The 18,266-nt window shown below is 37.9% G+C and carries 16 protein-coding genes and 1 tRNA gene; 8 read left to right on the top strand and 9 right to left on the bottom strand.

Features of this window, described 5'->3' with window-relative positions; translation table 11 throughout:
- Positions 1 to 38: 38 nt before the first annotated feature.
- On the bottom strand, positions 39 to 935 hold the full coding sequence (locus Q1K34_RS08625) for a CHAD domain-containing protein (RefSeq protein WP_300437270.1): 897 nt from the start codon (positions 933 to 935) through the stop codon (positions 39 to 41).
- 573 nt (positions 936 to 1,508) lie between these two features.
- Here Q1K34_RS08625 and Q1K34_RS08620 point away from each other — a divergent pair.
- A complete protein-coding gene (locus Q1K34_RS08620) occupies positions 1,509 to 4,055 on the top strand; it encodes a M14 family zinc carboxypeptidase (RefSeq protein ID WP_300437267.1) in 2,547 nt (848 codons plus the stop codon).
- Between the two features lie 29 nt (positions 4,056 to 4,084).
- Here Q1K34_RS08620 and lysA read toward each other — a convergent pair whose 3' ends face one another.
- Complete coding sequence (lysA, locus tag Q1K34_RS08615; protein WP_300437265.1) at positions 4,085 to 5,317, bottom strand: diaminopimelate decarboxylase; 1,233 nt, start codon at positions 5,315 to 5,317, stop codon at positions 4,085 to 4,087.
- A gap of 110 nt (positions 5,318 to 5,427) precedes the next feature.
- On the bottom strand, positions 5,428 to 6,603 hold the full coding sequence (locus Q1K34_RS08610; RefSeq protein ID WP_300437263.1) for an MFS transporter: 1,176 nt from the start codon (positions 6,601 to 6,603) through the stop codon (positions 5,428 to 5,430).
- A 225-nt stretch (positions 6,604 to 6,828) separates the two neighbouring features.
- Here Q1K34_RS08610 and sucC point away from each other — a divergent pair, with 225 nt between their 5' ends.
- Positions 6,829 to 8,022, top strand: a complete 1,194-nt coding sequence (gene sucC, locus Q1K34_RS08605; protein WP_300437260.1) for an ADP-forming succinate--CoA ligase subunit beta — start codon at positions 6,829 to 6,831, stop codon at positions 8,020 to 8,022.
- Between the two features lie 180 nt (positions 8,023 to 8,202).
- Complete coding sequence (locus Q1K34_RS08600; RefSeq protein WP_300437257.1) at positions 8,203 to 8,427, top strand: hypothetical protein; 225 nt, start codon at positions 8,203 to 8,205, stop codon at positions 8,425 to 8,427.
- Between the two features lie 308 nt (positions 8,428 to 8,735).
- Here the strand turns inward: Q1K34_RS08600 and Q1K34_RS08595 are convergent, their stop codons facing one another.
- Together Q1K34_RS08595 and Q1K34_RS08590 are read right to left on the bottom strand one after the other, a co-directional pair.
- Positions 8,736 to 9,545, bottom strand: a complete 810-nt coding sequence (locus tag Q1K34_RS08595; RefSeq protein ID WP_300437254.1) for an MBL fold metallo-hydrolase — start codon at positions 9,543 to 9,545, stop codon at positions 8,736 to 8,738.
- A 63-nt stretch (positions 9,546 to 9,608) separates the two neighbouring features.
- Positions 9,609 to 10,067: a GNAT family N-acetyltransferase gene (locus Q1K34_RS08590; RefSeq protein WP_300437251.1), complete on the bottom strand. Its 459-nt coding sequence runs from the start codon at positions 10,065 to 10,067 to the stop codon at positions 9,609 to 9,611.
- Between the two features lie 100 nt (positions 10,068 to 10,167).
- On the opposite strand from Q1K34_RS08590, the gene treF reads away from it, so the two are divergent.
- Together treF and Q1K34_RS08580 are read left to right on the top strand one after the other, a co-directional pair.
- Positions 10,168 to 11,793 carry an alpha,alpha-trehalase TreF gene (treF, locus tag Q1K34_RS08585; RefSeq protein WP_300437248.1) on the top strand — a complete coding sequence of 542 codons (1,626 nt, stop codon included), beginning with the start codon at positions 10,168 to 10,170 and terminating at the stop codon, positions 11,791 to 11,793.
- A gap of 3 nt (positions 11,794 to 11,796) precedes the next feature.
- Positions 11,797 to 12,165 carry a DUF1622 domain-containing protein gene (locus tag Q1K34_RS08580; protein ID WP_300437246.1) on the top strand — a complete coding sequence of 123 codons (369 nt, stop codon included), beginning with the start codon at positions 11,797 to 11,799 and terminating at the stop codon, positions 12,163 to 12,165.
- A 3-nt stretch (positions 12,166 to 12,168) separates the two neighbouring features.
- Here Q1K34_RS08580 and Q1K34_RS08575 read toward each other — a convergent pair whose 3' ends face one another.
- The 4 genes from Q1K34_RS08575 to Q1K34_RS08560 form a co-directional block, all read right to left on the bottom strand.
- Complete coding sequence (locus Q1K34_RS08575; protein WP_300437244.1) at positions 12,169 to 13,161, bottom strand: formimidoylglutamase; 993 nt, start codon at positions 13,159 to 13,161, stop codon at positions 12,169 to 12,171.
- Position 13,162: 1 nt separating this feature from the next.
- Positions 13,163 to 14,398 carry an imidazolonepropionase gene (gene hutI, locus Q1K34_RS08570; RefSeq protein WP_300437242.1) on the bottom strand — a complete coding sequence of 412 codons (1,236 nt, stop codon included), beginning with the start codon at positions 14,396 to 14,398 and terminating at the stop codon, positions 13,163 to 13,165.
- Positions 14,399 to 14,565: 167 nt separating this feature from the next.
- Entirely contained in the window at positions 14,566 to 14,943 is a 378-nt protein-coding gene (locus Q1K34_RS08565) for a PH domain-containing protein (protein WP_300437240.1), read from the bottom strand.
- A 1-nt stretch (position 14,944) separates the two neighbouring features.
- The gene (locus Q1K34_RS08560) at positions 14,945 to 15,991 is read right to left on the bottom strand and encodes an NAD(P)-dependent alcohol dehydrogenase (protein ID WP_300437237.1); all 1,047 of its coding nucleotides are present in this window, start codon (positions 15,989 to 15,991) and stop codon (positions 14,945 to 14,947) included.
- Positions 15,992 to 16,169: 178 nt separating this feature from the next.
- Here Q1K34_RS08560 and Q1K34_RS08555 point away from each other — a divergent pair, with 178 nt between their 5' ends.
- From Q1K34_RS08555 to Q1K34_RS08545, 3 genes are all read left to right on the top strand, one after another.
- The gene (locus Q1K34_RS08555; RefSeq protein ID WP_300437236.1) at positions 16,170 to 17,321 is read left to right on the top strand and encodes a PLP-dependent aspartate aminotransferase family protein; all 1,152 of its coding nucleotides are present in this window, start codon (positions 16,170 to 16,172) and stop codon (positions 17,319 to 17,321) included.
- A 12-nt stretch (positions 17,322 to 17,333) separates the two neighbouring features.
- A complete protein-coding gene (gene bshB1 / locus Q1K34_RS08550; protein WP_300437233.1) occupies positions 17,334 to 18,050 on the top strand; it encodes a bacillithiol biosynthesis deacetylase BshB1 in 717 nt (238 codons plus the stop codon).
- A gap of 60 nt (positions 18,051 to 18,110) precedes the next feature.
- Positions 18,111 to 18,186: transfer RNA gene (locus Q1K34_RS08545), tRNA-His, on the top strand.
- Positions 18,187 to 18,266 lie beyond the last annotated feature (80 nt).

Here is an 18,266-nt window from a genome sequence, read left to right as displayed (position 1 = left end):
AGAATATCAAAATTTTAGGATTGATAGAAATTTAGATTTCAATTCCAGTTAATCTCGGTGTATTTTCCTATCCTTTTCTTAAAATCTTTGGGGGACTCAGCATATATCAATTGTCCTTTAGTTTTGGCATTTTCCCTTAAATACTCGCTATATTCATGTATCATTGCCAGCATAAGCTCTTCCTTATTTTTATCTTTTACGCTGAAATCGTCCATGGCTATTTTATCCTTTAAAACCATCAGGTCATGATCGTCTCCCAGATAATCTGCCAGTTGATGAATTTCTGCTTCAAGTGTATCAAAAAAATCCGGCCAGATTTCCTGAAGTAACAAAGTTTGATACCAAAGATATTTCACCCTTTTCCGCCACTCGTGAAAATTTTCTGGGGTTGGATTTTTATAAGCCTCCTTAAGTGCTTTTACACCTCGCTTATATACTCTTTTTATGCTGGGGAGAATAATATCTATTTTATTCGATTCCACCGGCCAATGGATTAATTCTTCCTGCGCCTTTTTAAGTTTTTCCACCAGATGATCTGAAAAGAAGTTCCGGGATTTTAATGTTTCTTCCATCTCGTTTCTTTCAGCTTCTATTTGCTTTTCGAAAGTTTTGAAAAAGTTTACATATATGTATTTTCCATAACGCTGATTTAATAATTCTATGGTTTCAAGATGTGCCGTAAGGTCTCTAAATTCTGAAATTTCCCTGCCAAGATCACGGAAGTAAATATTGATCGATTTGTAATTTTCTTCACCAAGCTCATCCCGTACAAGCCTGGAGAGCGCCCTAAGCTTTTTTAGCCGCTTACGGATATCATGTATTGCTTCGTGGATATTTAAAGTTTCTAAGGAAGTGAGACAGGCTACTACTTCTTCATTGGCAATCCGGGAAATATTACTCACTATATTTTTATCCTTATCGAGTTTATATACCATACTTTTATTTTCCAATTAAGATACCTAATTGGAAGAACAGAAAAGGTTAGAGTTTTATTAAAAAATCCCTGTTCAATTTAGCACAGGGATCTGGAATTTATTTGATCTCCTTTTAAGCTGAATTTTCTTTATAAAAGTAATATTTAATGAATTTTAGAAGACATATTCAGGATTAAAATACTCTGACTTTTGGCTTATTCACCTACAAGATCTTTAACCTGCTAATTTTAACTATTATTCTGTAATAATTTTATGGCTATAAATTTTTAAATCAGTGGTGTCCGATAAAAATTTTAAAGAACAAACCTGAACCCAGTATTTTCAATGGCTCAAAACTTTTTACTATTATCCAGACCCTGCTTTTACAAATTTTTGAATTGGGGCATTCTTTGAAAAAAACAATTTTAAACTTACTTTGTTTATCAGTTAGTTAAGTCCAAGTCTAATATCTAAAAGCGAAGCGGTCTAGGTTCTTTAACCAGACATGGGTGATTTTATATCTTATTAGTAGGTTGCTTTAGGACTATGCCTTCCAAATAATTTTTATCTTTAACATCTACCAAATAAAATTACATGAGAATAAGATTTTTACTTTTCAGTATATTTTTCATTGCTTTAACCAATAACATCTTTTCCCAAACTGATTATTATTTTCCAGACGATCTTGAATTTGATGAAAATATTCCCAGTCCCTCTGAATTTATGGGTTACGAGATTGGAGAATGGCATACCCGCCACGCACGCCTGGTAAATTATATGGAAAAATTGGCGGAATTATCACCTAAGGCTCAAATACAAACTATTGGGTATACTCATGAAAAAAGACCCCAGATAATATTAACAATTACGTCTGAAGAGAATCTGGATAACCTCGAAAATATTCGCAAAAAACATCTCAAAAATGCAGATCCTCAGAATGAGCGGGGAAATATAAATGAGATGCCGGTCATTGTGCATCTGGGCTATAACGTTCACGGGAATGAGCCTTCCAGCAGTGAGGTTTCCATGTTGGTGGCTTATTATTTGGTAGCCGCTAAAAACCCTGAAGTAAATGAATATCTTAAAAATGGAATTTTTCATATAGAACCCACACTGAATCCAGATGGTCGCGACCGCCATACTACCTGGGTAAATAGTAACAAGGGAAACCCTCCCGTAGCCGATCCATGGGATAGGGAGCATAACGAATCCTGGCCGTCTGGAAGGACCAACCATTACTGGTTTGATCTAAACCGTGACTGGTTACCTCTCACCCAGATAGAAAGCAGGAACAGGGTGAATTTTTATCACAAGTGGTTACCAAATATGGTTACAGATTACCACGAAATGGGATCTGCCAGCACCTATTTTTTTGAACCTACTAAACAATTCGGATCTGAAAATCCAATCGTTCCAAGGTTTAATTATGATACCTTGAATGCGATTTTTGCCAAATATCATCAGGAATCACTGGATGAGATAGGCTCATTATATTTTACGGGGGAGCGATTCGATAATTCCTATCCTGGTTATGGTTCTACCTATCCAGACCTTCATGGCGGGCTGGGTATTGTGTTTGAGCAGGCCAGTTCTAGAGGACATGTACAATCAACTGGAAGTGAAAACATCACCTTCCCTTTTTCTATAAGAAACCATCTTAGAACCAGTCTGGCAACTATTAAAGCTAGCGTGGAAAATAAGGAGTTGCTTTTGAACTGGCAACGCAAATTCTTTAAAGATGTTAGTGCTGAAGGTAGCCGGCAACAAAAAGTGCATGTATATGGTGATAAGGATAAACCTGGTCTAACCCGAAAGTTCACCAAATTATTACTCGATCACCAAATTAAGATATACGAATTGAATAATGAAGTAACTGCAGATGGGAATAAGTTTGAACCTGGATCTTCATATCTGGTACCTGAAGCTCAGGCTCAGAACTTAATGGTGAAATCTATATTTGATAAGGTTAGCAAATTCGCCGATAGTGTTTTTTACGATACTTCGGCCTGGTCTATGGCGCTGGCATATGGAATGCCACATGGGACAGTTTCCTCTAGAAAAATTAATCTGAATAAGGAGGTCTCCGAGGAAAATTTGGAAAATTCCATCAAAGCACCTGAAAGATCTAAATATGCTTACCTGATCGACTGGGCACAACTTAAAGCTCCGGCAATGCTCTATAAACTTTTGAAAAATGATGTAAATGTGAAGGTAGCCTTTAGTCCTTTTTCAATTCAGACTGCAGAGGGGTCTCAGGAGTTTGGATATGGAAGTTTAATGGTGTCAGCTGTAGATCAGCCATTGAAACAGGAACGATTATATGAATTGCTGAGCAGGTTTTCTGAAAAAACAGGTGTAAAGGTAAACTCAGTGGTTTCAGGAAGGAGCGCCCGGGGAATTGATTTGGGAAGTCCCAATTTTAAGAATGTCGAGCTGCCAAATGTAATGATGCTTACAGGAGATGGAATTAGTGGATACGAAGCTGGGGAGATCTGGTTTACACTGGATACTTATGTAGATATGCCAGTCACCAAAGTAGATAAGCGCTATTTTGATAGGATTGATCTGAATGATTATGATGTATTAATAATGGTTTCCGGTAATTATTCTGAAATTGATAAGGAAAGTATTGCCAATTGGGTGAAGAATGGAGGTGTTTTGATCACTCAACGAACCGCAAGTGAATGGATTATTAAGAATGATCTGGTAAAATCTGAATTGAAAGCTGGCGAAAAGAAAGAAGATAGTACCGCAAGGATGAACTATGCCCGTTCAGATGACTATTATGGCTCCCGGGCGGTTGGAGGATCTTTCTATGAAGCTGATTTGGATATTACCCATCCTTTAGGATTTGGCTATTCCAGTAGAACCCTGCCAGTTTATAAAAATAGTGCCGTTTTTCTTAAGCCGGGTACAAACCCCTTCAATAAGGTTATGGTTTTTAAGAACGAACCATACCTGAGCGGTTATATACATCCTGAAAATCTTGAACTCATAAAAAATTCAGCTGCTTTATTAGCTGAAAAGAAAGGTAAGGGTGCCGTAATTATGTTTAGTGATGATCCAAATTTTAGAGCAATGATGTTTGGTACTCATAAACTCTTTATGAATGCATTATTTTTCGGTTCAATGATTTTTTAAAGGATTCCAGGTATATAACCAGGATTTCATTATTCACCTACAAGCTCTTTAGGGGAAGTGTGAAAAGTCAATTCTACCTGGTGGCGGGTAAGATCTTCAAAAGTTTCCCGTTCCCTTATTAAATGAGCTTTACCATTGTACCACAGCACTTCTGCCGGCCTATATCTGGAATTAAAGTTACTGGCCATAGAGAAACAGTAAGCCCCTGCATTACTGAAACATAAAATATCACCTTCCCTGATTTCAGAAATTCTACGATTATTTCCGAAGGTGTCGGTTTCACAGATATAACCTACTACGCTATAAAACCTGGGTTTGGCATTAGGATTAGAAATATTGGAAATTTCATGATGTGAACCATAGAACATAGGCCTTATTAAATGATTAAAACCGGTATCTATTCCTGCGAAAACGGTAGAAGTGGTTTGCTTTATCACATTCACTTTAGCCAAAAATTTTCCTGCTTCACTCACAAGATATTTCCCCGGTTCAAAAACGAGGGCTAACTCCCTTCCGTACTCTTTACAGAATTTTTCGAATTTTTTGGTCAGTTGGGCACCAAGGTCTTCAATATCTGTTTCTATATCTCCTTCGCGATAAGGCACCTTGAATCCGCTTCCGAAGTCTATAAATTCTAATTCCTTAAAATTTCTGGCAGCTTCAAAAAGTATTTCAGAAGCATGGAGAAAAACACCAATGTCAAGAATATCACTTCCGGTATGCATGTGGATGCCGTTAATATGCATGCCGGTATTTTCAACAATTCTTAATAAATGTGGCATTTGATGAATGCTTATTCCGAATTTAGAATCTATATGACCAACAGAGATCTTAGAATTCCCTCCCGCCATCACATGCGGATTAATTCTAATACAAACAGGGATTTCCGGATGCTTACTACCAAATTGTTCCAGCACCGAAAGGTTATCGATGTTGATCTGGGCACCCAATTTTACAACTTCTTCAATCTCTTCTAAAGAAACTCCATTTGGTGTATAAATTATTTTGGAGGGATCTACCCCTGCTTTTAATCCTAATTTAACTTCCTGAATAGATACGGTATCCAGTCCACATCCCAGGGAATTCAGAAGTTTCAGAATAGAAATATTAGATAATGCTTTTACGGCATAATGAATTCGAAGTTCATTTACTTTAAAGGCATCGGTCAATCTTTGATATTGCGAAATTATCTTATCGGCATCATAAACATACACCGGACTATCGAATTCTTCAGTAATGGAAAGCAGATCTTTCTGGGTCATTTTTTCTAAAATATTTTGAGCAAAAATAAATTACTTCCCTAAGTATGAAGAAGCATTATATCAAATATAACGGATTTATAAATTTTGTTATTTCCTTTAGATGAATATCTCTAGGAACTGCTAACTTCAAATTGTGCAGCCTGCTGCCTTCTAACCATTATAACTCCTAATCCAATGAAAATACCTATTGCGGCCATCGCTGCCCCAACATATTGCGCAGAAACAATACCGTAGCCATAAGCAATAGGAAGTCCGGCGAGATATGCCCCGCTGGCATTTCCCATATTAAAAGCACTCTGATTTAATGAGGAACCAAGCATTTCTGAACCTTTCGCTGAATTGATCACCGCCATTTGTATGGGTGTGGCGATGCAAAAGGCTATTAGCGGGAGAATGAAGCTCATTACCAGCACCCCAATTTGATCATAGGCCAGAAAAGTATTAGAAAGGAGTGCGATTACCATGAGCACCAGCGCAATGATCACTGCATTAATTGGGCTAAACATTTCCGCAAGTTTCGCTCCTATAAAATTTCCGGCAACCATTCCAAGTCCGGCAAGGATCATGGCGTAACTAACAATTTCTTCATTATGCCCTGCCACATCTGTAATTAATGGAGCTATATAACTATACCAGGCGAAAAAACCTCCGGTTCCTATGGTTGTTAACAGTATTACCATCCATAATTCTGGTTTTTTGAGTGCTTGCAAGTCTTTTTTCAGTCCATTTGAGGCTTCAGCCGGTAACTCCGGCATCCAGAACTTTACACTTAGCACGGCGAATACTCCTACGACTCCAACAGCAAGAAAGGCAACTCCCCATTCAAAGTTTTGACCTAGCCATGTTCCCAGGGGAACTCCTATTACATTTGCTACGGTGAGACCGGTGAACATCATGGCAATAGCCTGCGCATCTTTTCCTGGCTTTGCAAGTTTTCCTGCAACCACGGCTCCAATTCCAAAGAAAGCGCCGTGTGGCAATCCTGAAAGAAATCTGGAGATCAATAATAGCGTATAGGAGCTGGAAAATGCAGATAAGGTATTGAAAACGGTGAACCATACCATTAAACCCAGTAAAACTTTTTGTGGTGGTAATTTATTTCCGAAGATAGTCAGCAAAGGGGCTCCAACAACCACACCGAGGGCATAAGCTGAAATAAAATGACCAGCCTCCGGAATAGTGATATTTAAAGCTTCTGCTACCTCCGGCAGGATACCCATGATCACGAATTCTGTCATTCCAATGCCAAAGCCTCCAATTGCCAATGCTAATAATGCCTTTCTCATTATTCGAAATTAAGCGTACAATTTACGAGAGCTGATTCTATTAGGACAGTATTTAAGTAATTTTAACCGATAACCTTTTCGTAACAGGGACTCAATTTTAAAAACCCGGCTGGTTGCTGTGATTCCCAATTTCAGCAAGCGTTAAGAAGCTCAAAAAAGATTGGTACAATAGTATGTATTTGTTACTTTTGCCTTCCATAATTAATACAGAAGAAATAGCTGATTATGAATATACACGAATATCAAGGTAAAGAAATTTTAAACAGCTTCGGAGTCCGCATTCAACGTGGCACTGTGGCAAGAAACGCCAAAGAAGCAGTTGAAGCTGCGAAAGAGCTAACTGAGAAAACCGGGACTGGCTGGCACGTGATCAAAGCTCAGGTACATGCCGGAGGCCGTGGTAAAGGTGGCGGTGTGAAACTTGCCAAAAACCTTAAAGAGGTTGAAGAAATTGCTGGGAATATCATCGGTATGAACCTGGTAACTCCTCAAACTTCTGCTGAAGGGAAAAAAGTTCATCAGGTACTTGTAGCCGAAGATGTTTATTATCCGGGAGATAATGAGCCGGAAGAATATTACATGTCTGTTTTGCTTAACCGTGCTACAGGTCGTAATATGATCATGTATTCTACTGAAGGTGGAATGGATATTGAAACTGTGGCCGAAGAAACTCCAGACCTTATATTCACTGAAGAAATAGATCCTGCAACTGGCTTACTGGGATTCCAGGCTCGTCGTATCGCTTTTAACCTTGGACTTAGCGGAAAAGGTTTTAAGGAAATGACAAAATTCGTAATGTCCCTTTATGAGGCTTTTGAAAAGTCTGATTCTTCTCTTTTCGAGATCAATCCAGTGTTGAAAACCAGTGATGATCTTATCATGGCGGTAGATGCGAAGGTTACTTTAGATGATAATGCCCTTTTCCGTCATAAGGATTATGCTGAAATGCGTGATGTTCGTGAAGAAAACCCAACTGAGGTTGAAGCCAGGGAAGTAGGCCTTAACTATGTAGACCTTGATGGAAACGTTGGATGTATGGTAAATGGTGCCGGACTTGCGATGGCTACTATGGACCTTATTAAACAAGCCGGAGGAGAACCTGCAAACTTTCTTGATGTTGGAGGTACTGCAGATGCAAAGAGAGTAGAGGAAGCATTCAGGCTAATTCTTAAAGATGATAAAGTAGAAGCTATTTTAGTAAACATCTTTGGAGGAATTGTTCGTTGTGACCGTGTAGCTCAGGGAATTGTAGATGCATCGAAGAATATGGGTGACGCTATGAATGTGCCAATTATTGTTCGTTTACAGGGAACTAATGCAGATATCGCTAAAGAACTTATAGATAATAGCGGATTGAAGGTGTACAGTGCGGTACAATTTCAGGAAGCTGCAGATAAAGTACAGGAAGTACTTTCCTAGTATTTTACATTATATAATTAGAGAAGCCTGGCAGAAATGTCAGGTTTTTTTATACAATTAAACCAGATGTTTTTCGTTTTATTTGGCACTGTTCACAAGATCAAAATGTTAAACAGTTAAGATTAGTGTAACGATTTAATTTTAAAGTCGTCTTTTATATAGAACCACTAACGAATAATTATGAAAAGAATTCATTTTTTCCTTTTTGCCATCATATTAATTAGCATTGCAGCTAAAGTTAGTTTTATTCCGGTAAGGGAGGTAAAATATGCAGCGCTATCTACAGAAATTAAAGCAGATCACGTGAATGAATTTTTTAAATATAAGGTGAACTCATTGCGATTCAATAAAAATGAAATTTTAAAGGATTGTTCAATAAAAGCCAAAGTTTGCTGTCACGCATAGGATTTAATATTAAAAACCAAACCGATCATAAGAGCAATAAAAGCTTTAGAGAATAATTTGCATTACAGTTATTTAATCTGCAAAGTGATTAAAATAAATCAGTGGTTTCCAAAAAAATTCTATACCCAGCTTTTACAAATATTTGGATTTTGTATTCTTTAAAAACCAAAATTTCAGACTACTTTTTTATGTTCAGATCTGACTTCTTATACCCTAAATGCGAAAAGGTCTAGTTTTTTCTACCAGGAATAAGAAAAATTAAAATCTTCAATTATATTGCTATTAACTGAGCTGGTATTTCCTAAAGTTTAGGATTTGTCATTCTCAGGATACCAGTCCATTAATTCAACCTGAATATTCTTATTACCCTCATTTACCAAAGACTTAAATTTTTCCACATCAGCAAAGCCATCTTTACCCCGGTAATGGTATGGAATCACTTTTTTAGGACTAAAAGCTAGAACACCTTCGGCCGCCTGATCTACAGGCATGGTGTATGGAAGGTTCATAGAAACCAAAGCCACATCAATATTTTTTAGGTTTCGCATTTCTGGAATATCTTCAGTGTCTCCGGAAATATATAGGCGTTCATCATCTTTTTCAATTACATATCCATTTCCGCGTCCTTTTACGTGCATGGCATCTTTGGATTGTGGAAGGTTGTACATAGGTATTGCCATAATATTAAAACCCATAAAGTTTTTAGAATCCCCGTTATTCATTACCACCAGATTGGTTTGTAAATCTTCAGGTAGTTTTTCTTTAACAGCAGAAGGAACTATTATCTTTGTGTCCCCAATTTCTAAAGCTTTTAATGTCTCTGCGTTCATATGGTCACCATGAATATCGGTGATCAAAAGAAAGTCTGGTTTGGCCATGCCTTTAAAAGCTTCTGCCCCGCCAACCGGATCTGTATAAAATACATTATCTCCCCATTTAAAGACTGCGGTCGCATGCGAAACGGGAGTGATATCAATTTCTATAGAATCAGTCTCCATTTTAGTTGAAGAATTATTGGAGGCTACTTTTGTTTCGGCCTTATCTTCATTAGATTCCTTTTCGTTTTTACAACCTATCAGCAAGAGGCAAATAGCCATAAGTGTGATAATATTCTTCATAGGGATATAATTTATCTAAATGTATAAAAGGCCTGGGGGAGTAGTTGTCTTATTAGTAAACATTTAAGACAGGTTTAATTTCATTTTAATATCGCCGCGGGAATAAGGGTTGTTTTCTTCGATGGGAATTTCTACAAATCCATATTTCCTGTAGAGATGAATGGCATTTTCCAATTTGCGGTTACTATATATAATAAGTTGGTCCCAATCCTTTTTTCTGGCAAATTCAAGGGTATAATTCATTAATTGCTGACCTATTTTTTTGCCACGATATTCAGGTTTAACCGCCATTTTTGTGAGTTCAAAAATGTCATCCTTTATTTTCATCAGGGCAACACAGCCGATGATTTCTTCACTTTCCTTAACGAAAAAAATCTTCCCGCCAGGTTCTATGATATATTTTTCAGGATTTCCAAGTACATTCTCATCATGTGGTTCTACCCAGAAAAATTCTTTCAACCAATAAAGATTCATATCTTTAAAATCTTCGGAATATTTCGGTTCCCAGGAAACTATTTGCATTTCATTTTATTTTGAGATCAAAATTATTAAATACTTTCCAGAATTAACCACACAAGAGAAATCCTATATTCTCTTATATTTATCATATCAAATTGAATTTATGAAACATCGTATTCCTTTCTTTCTGAATTATCTATTAATAATCTCTTTATTTTTTTCCTGTAAAATTGGTCCCGATCCAGAACAGGAATTGGAAATAATTGAAGATGAAGTCGAAATACTTCCGCCGGGAGAACTATATGGCGAGCTTTTCTACGATGTACAAACAAAAGAGATTTTTAAAGACAGTAAAACTTTTGTAGATGTGGTTCCAGAATATAATGTGGGCCTGATAAGGCAACGCTATAATATGCTAAAGGATACCACCACAGAGGGTATCACAGATTTTGTGGAACAGCATTTTAGTATTCCCGGAAATGATTTTGAATTTGAAACCGATTCTTCTTCCATTAATTCTCATATAAAAAATCTTTGGCAGGTGCTTAAGCGTCCGGCAGATGAGAGAATTTCCGGAACTTTACTTCCTTTGCCAAATCCATATATCGTTCCGGGAGGCAGATTTCGGGAAATTTATTATTGGGATAGTTACTTTACGATGCTGGGATTACAGGAAGATGGAGAAATAGAAACTATTCAGAATATGGTAGATAATTTTGCTTACCTGATCAACGAATACGGCTTTATTCCAAATGGAAACAGGACTTATTATCTAGGAAGATCACAGCCGCCCTTTTTTGCTATGATGGTGCAGGTTCTTGCAACATCTAAAGGAGAACAGGTTTATGCAAAATATCTACCGGAGTTGGAGAGGGAATATAATTTCTGGATGGACGGAGCTTCACAGCTCAATCAGGAAAAAACGCATAGACGAGTGGTTAAAATGCAGGATGGCGAAATTTTAAACAGATATTGGGATGATAAGGCTACCCCAAGACCGGAGAGTTACCGGGAAGATGTAGCAACCGCAGAAAGTGCAATAGCAGATAATCCTGAACTAACCAAAGAAGAAGTATATAGAAATCTTAGAGCCGGAGCAGAATCTGGCTGGGATTTTTCCAGTAGATGGTTAAATAAGAATGAAGCAGGTGAATTTGATCTTTCAAGTATTCATACGACCCATATTGTACCTGTAGATCTCAATTCTCTAATGTACAATCTGGAAAATATTATTGCAAAAGCTGCCGAAATTAGCGGAGATTCTGAAAAATCAGAAAAGTTTAATCAGAAAGCCCAAAGCAGAAAAAATGCAATCTTAAAATATCATTGGAATAATGAAAAAGGATATTTTATGGACTATAACTTTAAAAAGGGCGAGCAAACCGAGCGTTTATCCCTGGCAGGCGTCTATCCCCTTTTCTTCGAGATCGCCAGTGCGCAACAGGCCGATTTAGTTTCAGAAAAAATTGAAGAAGTTTTCCTAAAACCTGGCGGAGTTGTAACCACACCTTATAATACGGGACAGCAATGGGATGCTCCCAATGGCTGGGCACCTTTACAGTGGCTTACTATCAAGGGACTTCAAAGCTATAATAAGAATAAACTAGCTGAAAAAATAAGTTCAGGTTGGCTGAAACTAAATAAGGATGTTTACGGTAGAACATATAAGATGCTGGAAAAATATAATGTAGAAGATCTTACCAAAGAAAGTGGAGGAGGAGAGTACCCCACTCAGGATGGCTTTGGATGGACCAATGGGGTCTATCAAAAATTGTCTTCGGAAGAATAGAATATGGAAAATATAAAATTATATATCGAGTACATTGCCCGGCTAATTGAAGTTGGGGGCGTGCTTATTATTTTAGTGGGAACTATCTTAGCGCTGGGTAAATTCCTTTTATCTGTGCAAAAAGGAAAACAGCGTTCGTATAAATTACTGCGTCAGGAATTGGGAAAAGGCATTCTTTTAGGCCTGGAAATTCTTGTGGCTGCAGATATTATTGCAACAGTAGTAACAGAACCAACCATGGATAAAGTGCTAACGCTGGGAGTTATCGTATTGATAAGAACATTCTTAAGTTTGTCTATAGAGCTAGAAATAGAAGGGAAGTTTCCGTGGCAGCGCCAGGCTTCAGAAAATAAGCTGGATAAAAATCCTTAGAAGTTACCTGATAAAATCTGAGATAAAATAAGCGAGGGCTTTGCCTACCTGTGTTTCGTTCCCGTCTTTAGGCGCAGCTTCACAAATATGGAAATAACAGCAGTTTTTTCTCTTTCCGGCCTGGCTAACAAGTTTCCTTACCTGATCCACAGAAAAACCTGAAGGAGATTGGGCACTGCTTGGAAAATTTGCCATTGCATCGCAATCCAGTTCAAACCCGAATTTCGAACTTTCAAATTCTTCCAGACATTTTTGAAAACCGCTTGTAAGCTCATCTGAGTAAGGCAATTGATCTTCAGTTAAATGATATTTTACATTTTCCGTAGAATCCATTTGGGTGAAAATATATTCCGGAGTATAATTGCTATGAAGTCCAAAAACACAGTATTTTCTTAAAAACTGTCCTTCTATGGCATAACTGAAACCATTCCCACTATGCCTGTGCTCTAACTGCCGTAGATCTGTATGTGCATCTATGTTTATAACATTTATGGGATCTTTCAGGGCTTTGGCTGCGCCTTTAATATTTCCATAGGCGTTGTTGTGGCCTCCTCCAATAATAATAGGGACTTTTCCCTTTGAAATAAGGAACTGGATAAGATCTGAAACAAGTTGATCAATCTCTTTTACAAAATCTCCCAGTTTGGAGTGATAGTTAGGGTCAGATTCATCAATAAGCGAAGCCTTGTTCATGAACTCTCCACAATCCAATTCTCCCAGTAAAATTACATTTTCAGGATTATTAAACCTGTTTACCTGAATATTGACCAGGGATTTTAAAGCCGCTTTCCAGGCTTTTGAAGTTCCCGCTTTCCCAAAGTTTGCCCTCACGCCTATATCTTCTGGGATACCCAGTAAGACATATTCGGCAGGATGAATCTCAAGTTCTTCAAACTTGGAAATAAATTGAAGGTTTTCGCCGAATTTTACTTCTCCTTTTCTGGTTGAAATCAATCTTTCAACATCTGACTTCCTGTAGAGCTTTAAACCTTTCATTTTAGATTATTTTTCCGTTAATGTATACAGATTCTATGGAATTTGTTCCGAAGGCATAAGGTAGAAAAGTATAAGAAGGAATCTCTTTGGTAATAATAAAATTTGCCATTTTTCCTCTAGTAATGCTACCGTGAGTATCACTCAACTCCATAGCATAGGCCCCGTTAATGGTAGCAGCATTTATAGCTTCCTCTGGAGTCATTTTCATTTTTATACAGGCAAGTGAAACTACCAGGTTCATGTTCCCGCTTGGAGTACTTCCAGGATTAAAATCGGTGGCTAGTGCCAGAGGCAATTCCGCATCTAAAATTTTTCTCGCTGGAGTGTAGGGAATACTTAAGAATAAAGAGCAGGAGGGAAGTGCCACCGGCATTGTTTTACTGCCTTTTAGAACCTCAATATCCTCATCTGTAATCACTTCTAAATGATCTACACTAAGCGCGTCATGTTCCACTGCGGCTTTTACGCCTCCAATAGCATTGAACTGATTTACATGAATTTTTGGTTTAAGGCCATACTTTTTTGCAGCAGTTAGGAGCATATCAGCGTCTTCTACGCTGAAATATCCTTTTTCACAAAATATATCTATATATTCGGCCAGTTTTTGTTCAGCAACTTTTGGTAAGATCTCGTTTATTACCAGCTTCATATATACTTCAGGCTTGCTTTTGTATTCTTTAGGAATGGCATGAGCGCCTAAAAAAGTTGATTTAATAGGCAAACTGTAATTTTCCCGTAGTTTTTTGATCACCCGAAGCATTTTTAGTTCGGCCTCTTCAGTTAAACCATATCCTGATTTAATCTCGACGGCACCAGTCCCGAGCTTCATTATTTCTTCCAGTCTTTCGGCCGACTGCAAGTAAACTTCATCTTCCGGAGTCTCCTGCAGCGTTTTTGCACTATTTAAAATGCCACCGCCACGGTTGGCAATTTCCTCATAGCTTAGCCCATTAATCCTGTCGGCAAATTCCTGTTCACGATTTCCGGCATACACGATATGAGTATGCGAATCACACCAGGTGGGCATTACAATTTTCCCGCTAGTATCTATCGTTTCATCAGCATTGATATCAGGTAATTCGTCCATCGATCCATAATCTGCAATTTTCTCATTTTTAATAAGTAGCCAGGCGTTTTTAATGGTAGGAAGCTTTTTCATTTCACTTCCGGAAACTTTCAGAAAATTAGGTTCTCTAACTTGTAGTAGTTCCTTTATATTGGTTAAAAGTATGCTCATATATTTTTTCCTTGGTTGTTCAACAAATGCTAAAAACAAAGATAGGAACTCAGCTAAGAAAACTTGTGATCCTAATATCTTTAAAGAAAAAGCCACTTATCCTTTGATTGGGAAGTGGCTTAGATGATCATTGTACATCACAATGATTCTAAAATTATTGCAAATATTTACAAGGTAAATTCTGCCAATAACTTCTGAACTTCATAAATATCTACTTTCTTATTGAAACGCTTGGAAATAGAAGGAGTTTGCTCTCCTGAGATCCATATTTTTAGCTCAGCATCCAGGTCAAAACTTCCGGCAGTCTCCACACTAAACCTGGTAATACTTTTATATAAAACTGAAAAATATTCAATCTTACTGCCCGTTAATCCCTGAACATCCACGAGAATTAGCCTCTTATTAGTAAATATAAAGGTGTCCCTTATGATCTTAAAACCAGCTTCGATTTCTTCAGAAGGGATTAATAATTTGCCATATTTCTCCTGAAGCTTTTCTTTTTCGATAGCACCGGCGTTGCCTAATAATGAAGAAAGGATACTCATATTAATTTTTTAAAGATTTCATGTCTATTACAAATCTATATTTCACATCAGAGTTTACAACACGATCGTAAGCTTCATTGATATTTTGAATATCGATCATTTCGATATCTGAAACGATATCATGCTCTCCACAAAAATCCAGCATCTCCTGGGTTTCTTTAATTCCCCCAATTAAGGAACCGGCAAGTCTTTTTCTGCCCATGATAAGTCCGCCACCGTGTATATCTATTTCATCAATAGCGCCCACCAATGCCATGGTTGCGTCCCTTTTTAATAATCCGATATAAGGGTTGGTATCATGACCAACAGGAACCGTATTCAGTATAAAATCAAAAGTGCCCTGGTGCTTTTTCATTTCGTCTTCGTCCTTGGAAATAAGAACTTCATCTGCTCCCAGTTTTTTAGCATCTTCAGCTTTTCCGGGAGAAGTAGTGATCATTACCGTATGAGCACCCAGGGCGCTGGCAAATTTCACACCCATATGTCCCAGACCACCAAGACCTACAACACCAACCTTATTACCTTTCTTTACATTCCACTGGCGCAAGGGTGACCAGGTGGTGATACCTGCGCAAAGTAAGGGTGCCACAGCTTTTGTATCCAGATTTTCAGGAACTTTAAGTACAAATTTTTCTTTAACCACGATCATTTCAGAATAGCCACCAAAGGTATGGCCTCCAAGATGTTTATCTTTTCCGTTGTAAGTAGCGGTCATTCCATTTTCACAATACTGCTCCAGGTCATCTTTACAGGACTGGCATTCCTGGCAGGAATCTACCATACAACCAACACCTACCAAATCTCCTTTTTTATAATTCTTTACATCTTTTCCCACTTCTGTAACCCGACCGATTATCTCATGTCCTGGCACAACAGGATATTTGCTATTTCCCCAGTCATTTCTTACCTGGTGAATATCGCTATGGCAAACTCCGCAATAATCGATTTCAATTTTTACATCATCTGCTAAAATTTCTCTTCTTTCAATATCAAATGGTTCTAGCTCTGCGTCATTCGATTTCGCTGCGTAAGCGTTTATATTTTTCATTAAGTCAATTTTTTATTCAATTGTCAAGATACCAAAAAAGAAAGGCATCAGCAGAGGCAGGGCTCAAGGTTTAACTTTAATTAACGTCTGTTTTTATGCATTGTCCAGAACTACAGAGAAGAACTGATTTTAATAGAATTCTTAGTACATTAGGGCTCAATTTTCTAAAAAAAACTTTATGAGTAATTCTAAAGGTATCAATACCATTTGCACCCACGTTGGGGAATTAGAAGATAAAGAATTTAAGGGCGCAGTTTCTCCTTTATATATGTCTACTTCTTATGCATTCGAAGATGTTGAAACCAAACGTTATCCACGATATTTTAACACGCCAAATCAGGTGGCGCTTGCAAAAAAGATGGCAGCGCTGGAACATGGTGAAGCATCCCTGATCTTTGGGAGTGGAATGGCCGCAGTGAGTACTTCCCTTATGGCATTTCTGAGCTCTGGAGATCATGTGGTATTCCAGGATTCTTTATATGGTGGTACCAGTAATCTGGCAGTAGAGGAGTTTAATAAATTCGGAATTGAATACAGCTTTGCAAATGATGCCAGTGCCGAATCTTTAAAAGCTGAAATTAAAGATAATACCAGGGTGATCTATATTGAAACTCCTTCCAATCCTTTACTGAAACTTACAGATATGGAAGCGGTGGCTAAATTGGCCAGGGAACATGGCCTGGTGAGTATGATAGATAATACGTTTGCCTCACCGGTAAATCAAAATCCAATAGATTTTGGCATTGATATCGTGCTGCATTCGGCAACAAAATATATGGGTGGTCACAGTGATATTCTTGCTGGAACGGTCATTTCTTCGGAAGAAAATATTGAAAGGATCTTTCAGATGGCTAAAAATTTTGGAGGAAGTCTTAGTGATTATACGGTATGGCTGTTGGAACGTAGTATCAAGACCATGGGAATTAGAGTAAAAGCCCAGAATGAAAACGCGATGAAATTGGCAGAATTTTTAGATGAACATTCAGATGTTTCCAGTGTTTATTATCCCGGCCTGAAGTCTCATCCAGATCATGCATTGGCAAAAAAACAAATGCACGGTTTTGGCGGAATGTTATCTTTTGAACTGAATGAAAAGATCAATGCTTCCGCATTTATGAAGGCTTTAAAACTTATTAAACCTTCCATGAGCCTTGCAGGAGTAGAAAGTACCATTTTACTTCCTTCTCAAACCTCTCATGGTTTGTTAACCGAAGAGGAAAGAAACAATCAGGGGATAAAGGATAATTTACTCCGGTTTTCTGTGGGAATTGAAGAAAATGAAGATCTTATAGAGGATCTTAAGCAGGCGATTAAAAAAGCTAAGAATTAGAATGAATTTTATATGAAATTAGATATACTGGCAGTAGGTGCACACCCCGATGATGTGGAGTTAAGCTGCTCAGGAACTATAGCAAAAGAGGTAGATCGCGGTAAGAAAGTTGGAATCCTGGATCTTACCAGGGGAGAACTTGGAACACGGGGATCTGCGGAGATAAGGGATAAAGAAGCCCAGGCCGCAGCTGCAATTCTCGGTGTTAAAATGCGGCATAATCTTGAATTCAGTGATGCCTTTTTTGAAAATAATACGGCTCATAAACTGGAAGTGATCAAGATCATAAGAAAATATAAACCTGAGATCGTTCTTTGCAATGCTGTTGAAGACCGGCATATAGATCACGGTAAAGCTGCGCAATTAGTAGGTGACGCCTGTTTTTTAAGCGGACTCAGGAAAATAGAAACGATCATGGATGGCAATAAACAAGCTGCCTGGAGACCAAAACATGTGTTTCATTATATACAGTGGAAGAATCTTCAACCTGACTTTGTAGTGGATATTACGGGATATTTAGATAAAAAACTAGAGTCGGTTTTAGCATACAAATCCCAGTTTTACGATGAAAAAAATAGCGAGCCGGCAACACCTATTTCTAGCAGTAACTTTCTGGATAGCATTACCTACCGTGCCCAGGACATGGGAAGATTAATCAATACAGAGCATGCTGAAGGATTTAACGTTGAAAGAAATGTAGCGGTAGATTCGATCTTTGACCTTATTTAATTGAATTTTTTTCTTTGCGAAATTGTTGAAATAACTTACATTTGCAACCGCTAATCACATGGTGGTTGTAGCTCAGCTGGTTAGAGCGCCGGATTGTGGTTCCGGAGGTCGCCGGTTCGAAACCGGTCTTCCACCCAAAAGCAGAGTCCTTCAGAAATGAAGGACTTTTTTTGTGTTTTAAATTCAAGTTTCAGGACTCTAAATCTTATTTTTACC

Origin of the sequence: Christiangramia sp. (assembly GCF_029937855.1) — a bacterium.
Lineage (GTDB): Bacteria > Bacteroidota > Bacteroidia > Flavobacteriales > Flavobacteriaceae > Christiangramia.
Note: the sequence above shows the minus strand (reverse complement) of the source record. Positions and strands in the feature narration are given on the sequence as shown.

Bases quoted from the DNA above. Each gene is read 5' to 3' on its own strand.
- Q1K34_RS08625 (WP_300437270.1), bottom strand. From the start codon at position 935: ATGGTATATAAACTCGATAAGGATAAAAATATAGTGAGTAATATTTCC.
- Q1K34_RS08620 (WP_300437267.1), top strand. From the start codon at position 1,509: ATGAGAATAAGATTTTTACTTTTCAGTATATTTTTCATTGCTTTAACC.
- lysA (WP_300437265.1), bottom strand. From the start codon at position 5,317: ATGACCCAGAAAGATCTGCTTTCCATTACTGAAGAATTCGATAGTCCG.
- Q1K34_RS08610 (WP_300437263.1), bottom strand. From the start codon at position 6,603: ATGAGAAAGGCATTATTAGCATTGGCAATTGGAGGCTTTGGCATTGGA.
- sucC (WP_300437260.1), top strand. From the start codon at position 6,829: ATGAATATACACGAATATCAAGGTAAAGAAATTTTAAACAGCTTCGGA.
- Q1K34_RS08600 (WP_300437257.1), top strand. From the start codon at position 8,203: ATGAAAAGAATTCATTTTTTCCTTTTTGCCATCATATTAATTAGCATT.
- Q1K34_RS08595 (WP_300437254.1), bottom strand. From the start codon at position 9,545: ATGAAGAATATTATCACACTTATGGCTATTTGCCTCTTGCTGATAGGT.
- Q1K34_RS08590 (WP_300437251.1), bottom strand. From the start codon at position 10,067: ATGCAAATAGTTTCCTGGGAACCGAAATATTCCGAAGATTTTAAAGAT.
- treF (WP_300437248.1), top strand. From the start codon at position 10,168: ATGAAACATCGTATTCCTTTCTTTCTGAATTATCTATTAATAATCTCT.
- Q1K34_RS08580 (WP_300437246.1), top strand. From the start codon at position 11,797: ATGGAAAATATAAAATTATATATCGAGTACATTGCCCGGCTAATTGAA.
- Q1K34_RS08575 (WP_300437244.1), bottom strand. From the start codon at position 13,161: ATGAAAGGTTTAAAGCTCTACAGGAAGTCAGATGTTGAAAGATTGATT.
- hutI (WP_300437242.1), bottom strand. From the start codon at position 14,398: ATGAGCATACTTTTAACCAATATAAAGGAACTACTACAAGTTAGAGAA.
- Q1K34_RS08565 (WP_300437240.1), bottom strand. From the start codon at position 14,943: ATGAGTATCCTTTCTTCATTATTAGGCAACGCCGGTGCTATCGAAAAA.
- Q1K34_RS08560 (WP_300437237.1), bottom strand. From the start codon at position 15,991: ATGAAAAATATAAACGCTTACGCAGCGAAATCGAATGACGCAGAGCTA.
- Q1K34_RS08555 (WP_300437236.1), top strand. From the start codon at position 16,170: ATGAGTAATTCTAAAGGTATCAATACCATTTGCACCCACGTTGGGGAA.
- bshB1 (WP_300437233.1), top strand. From the start codon at position 17,334: ATGAAATTAGATATACTGGCAGTAGGTGCACACCCCGATGATGTGGAG.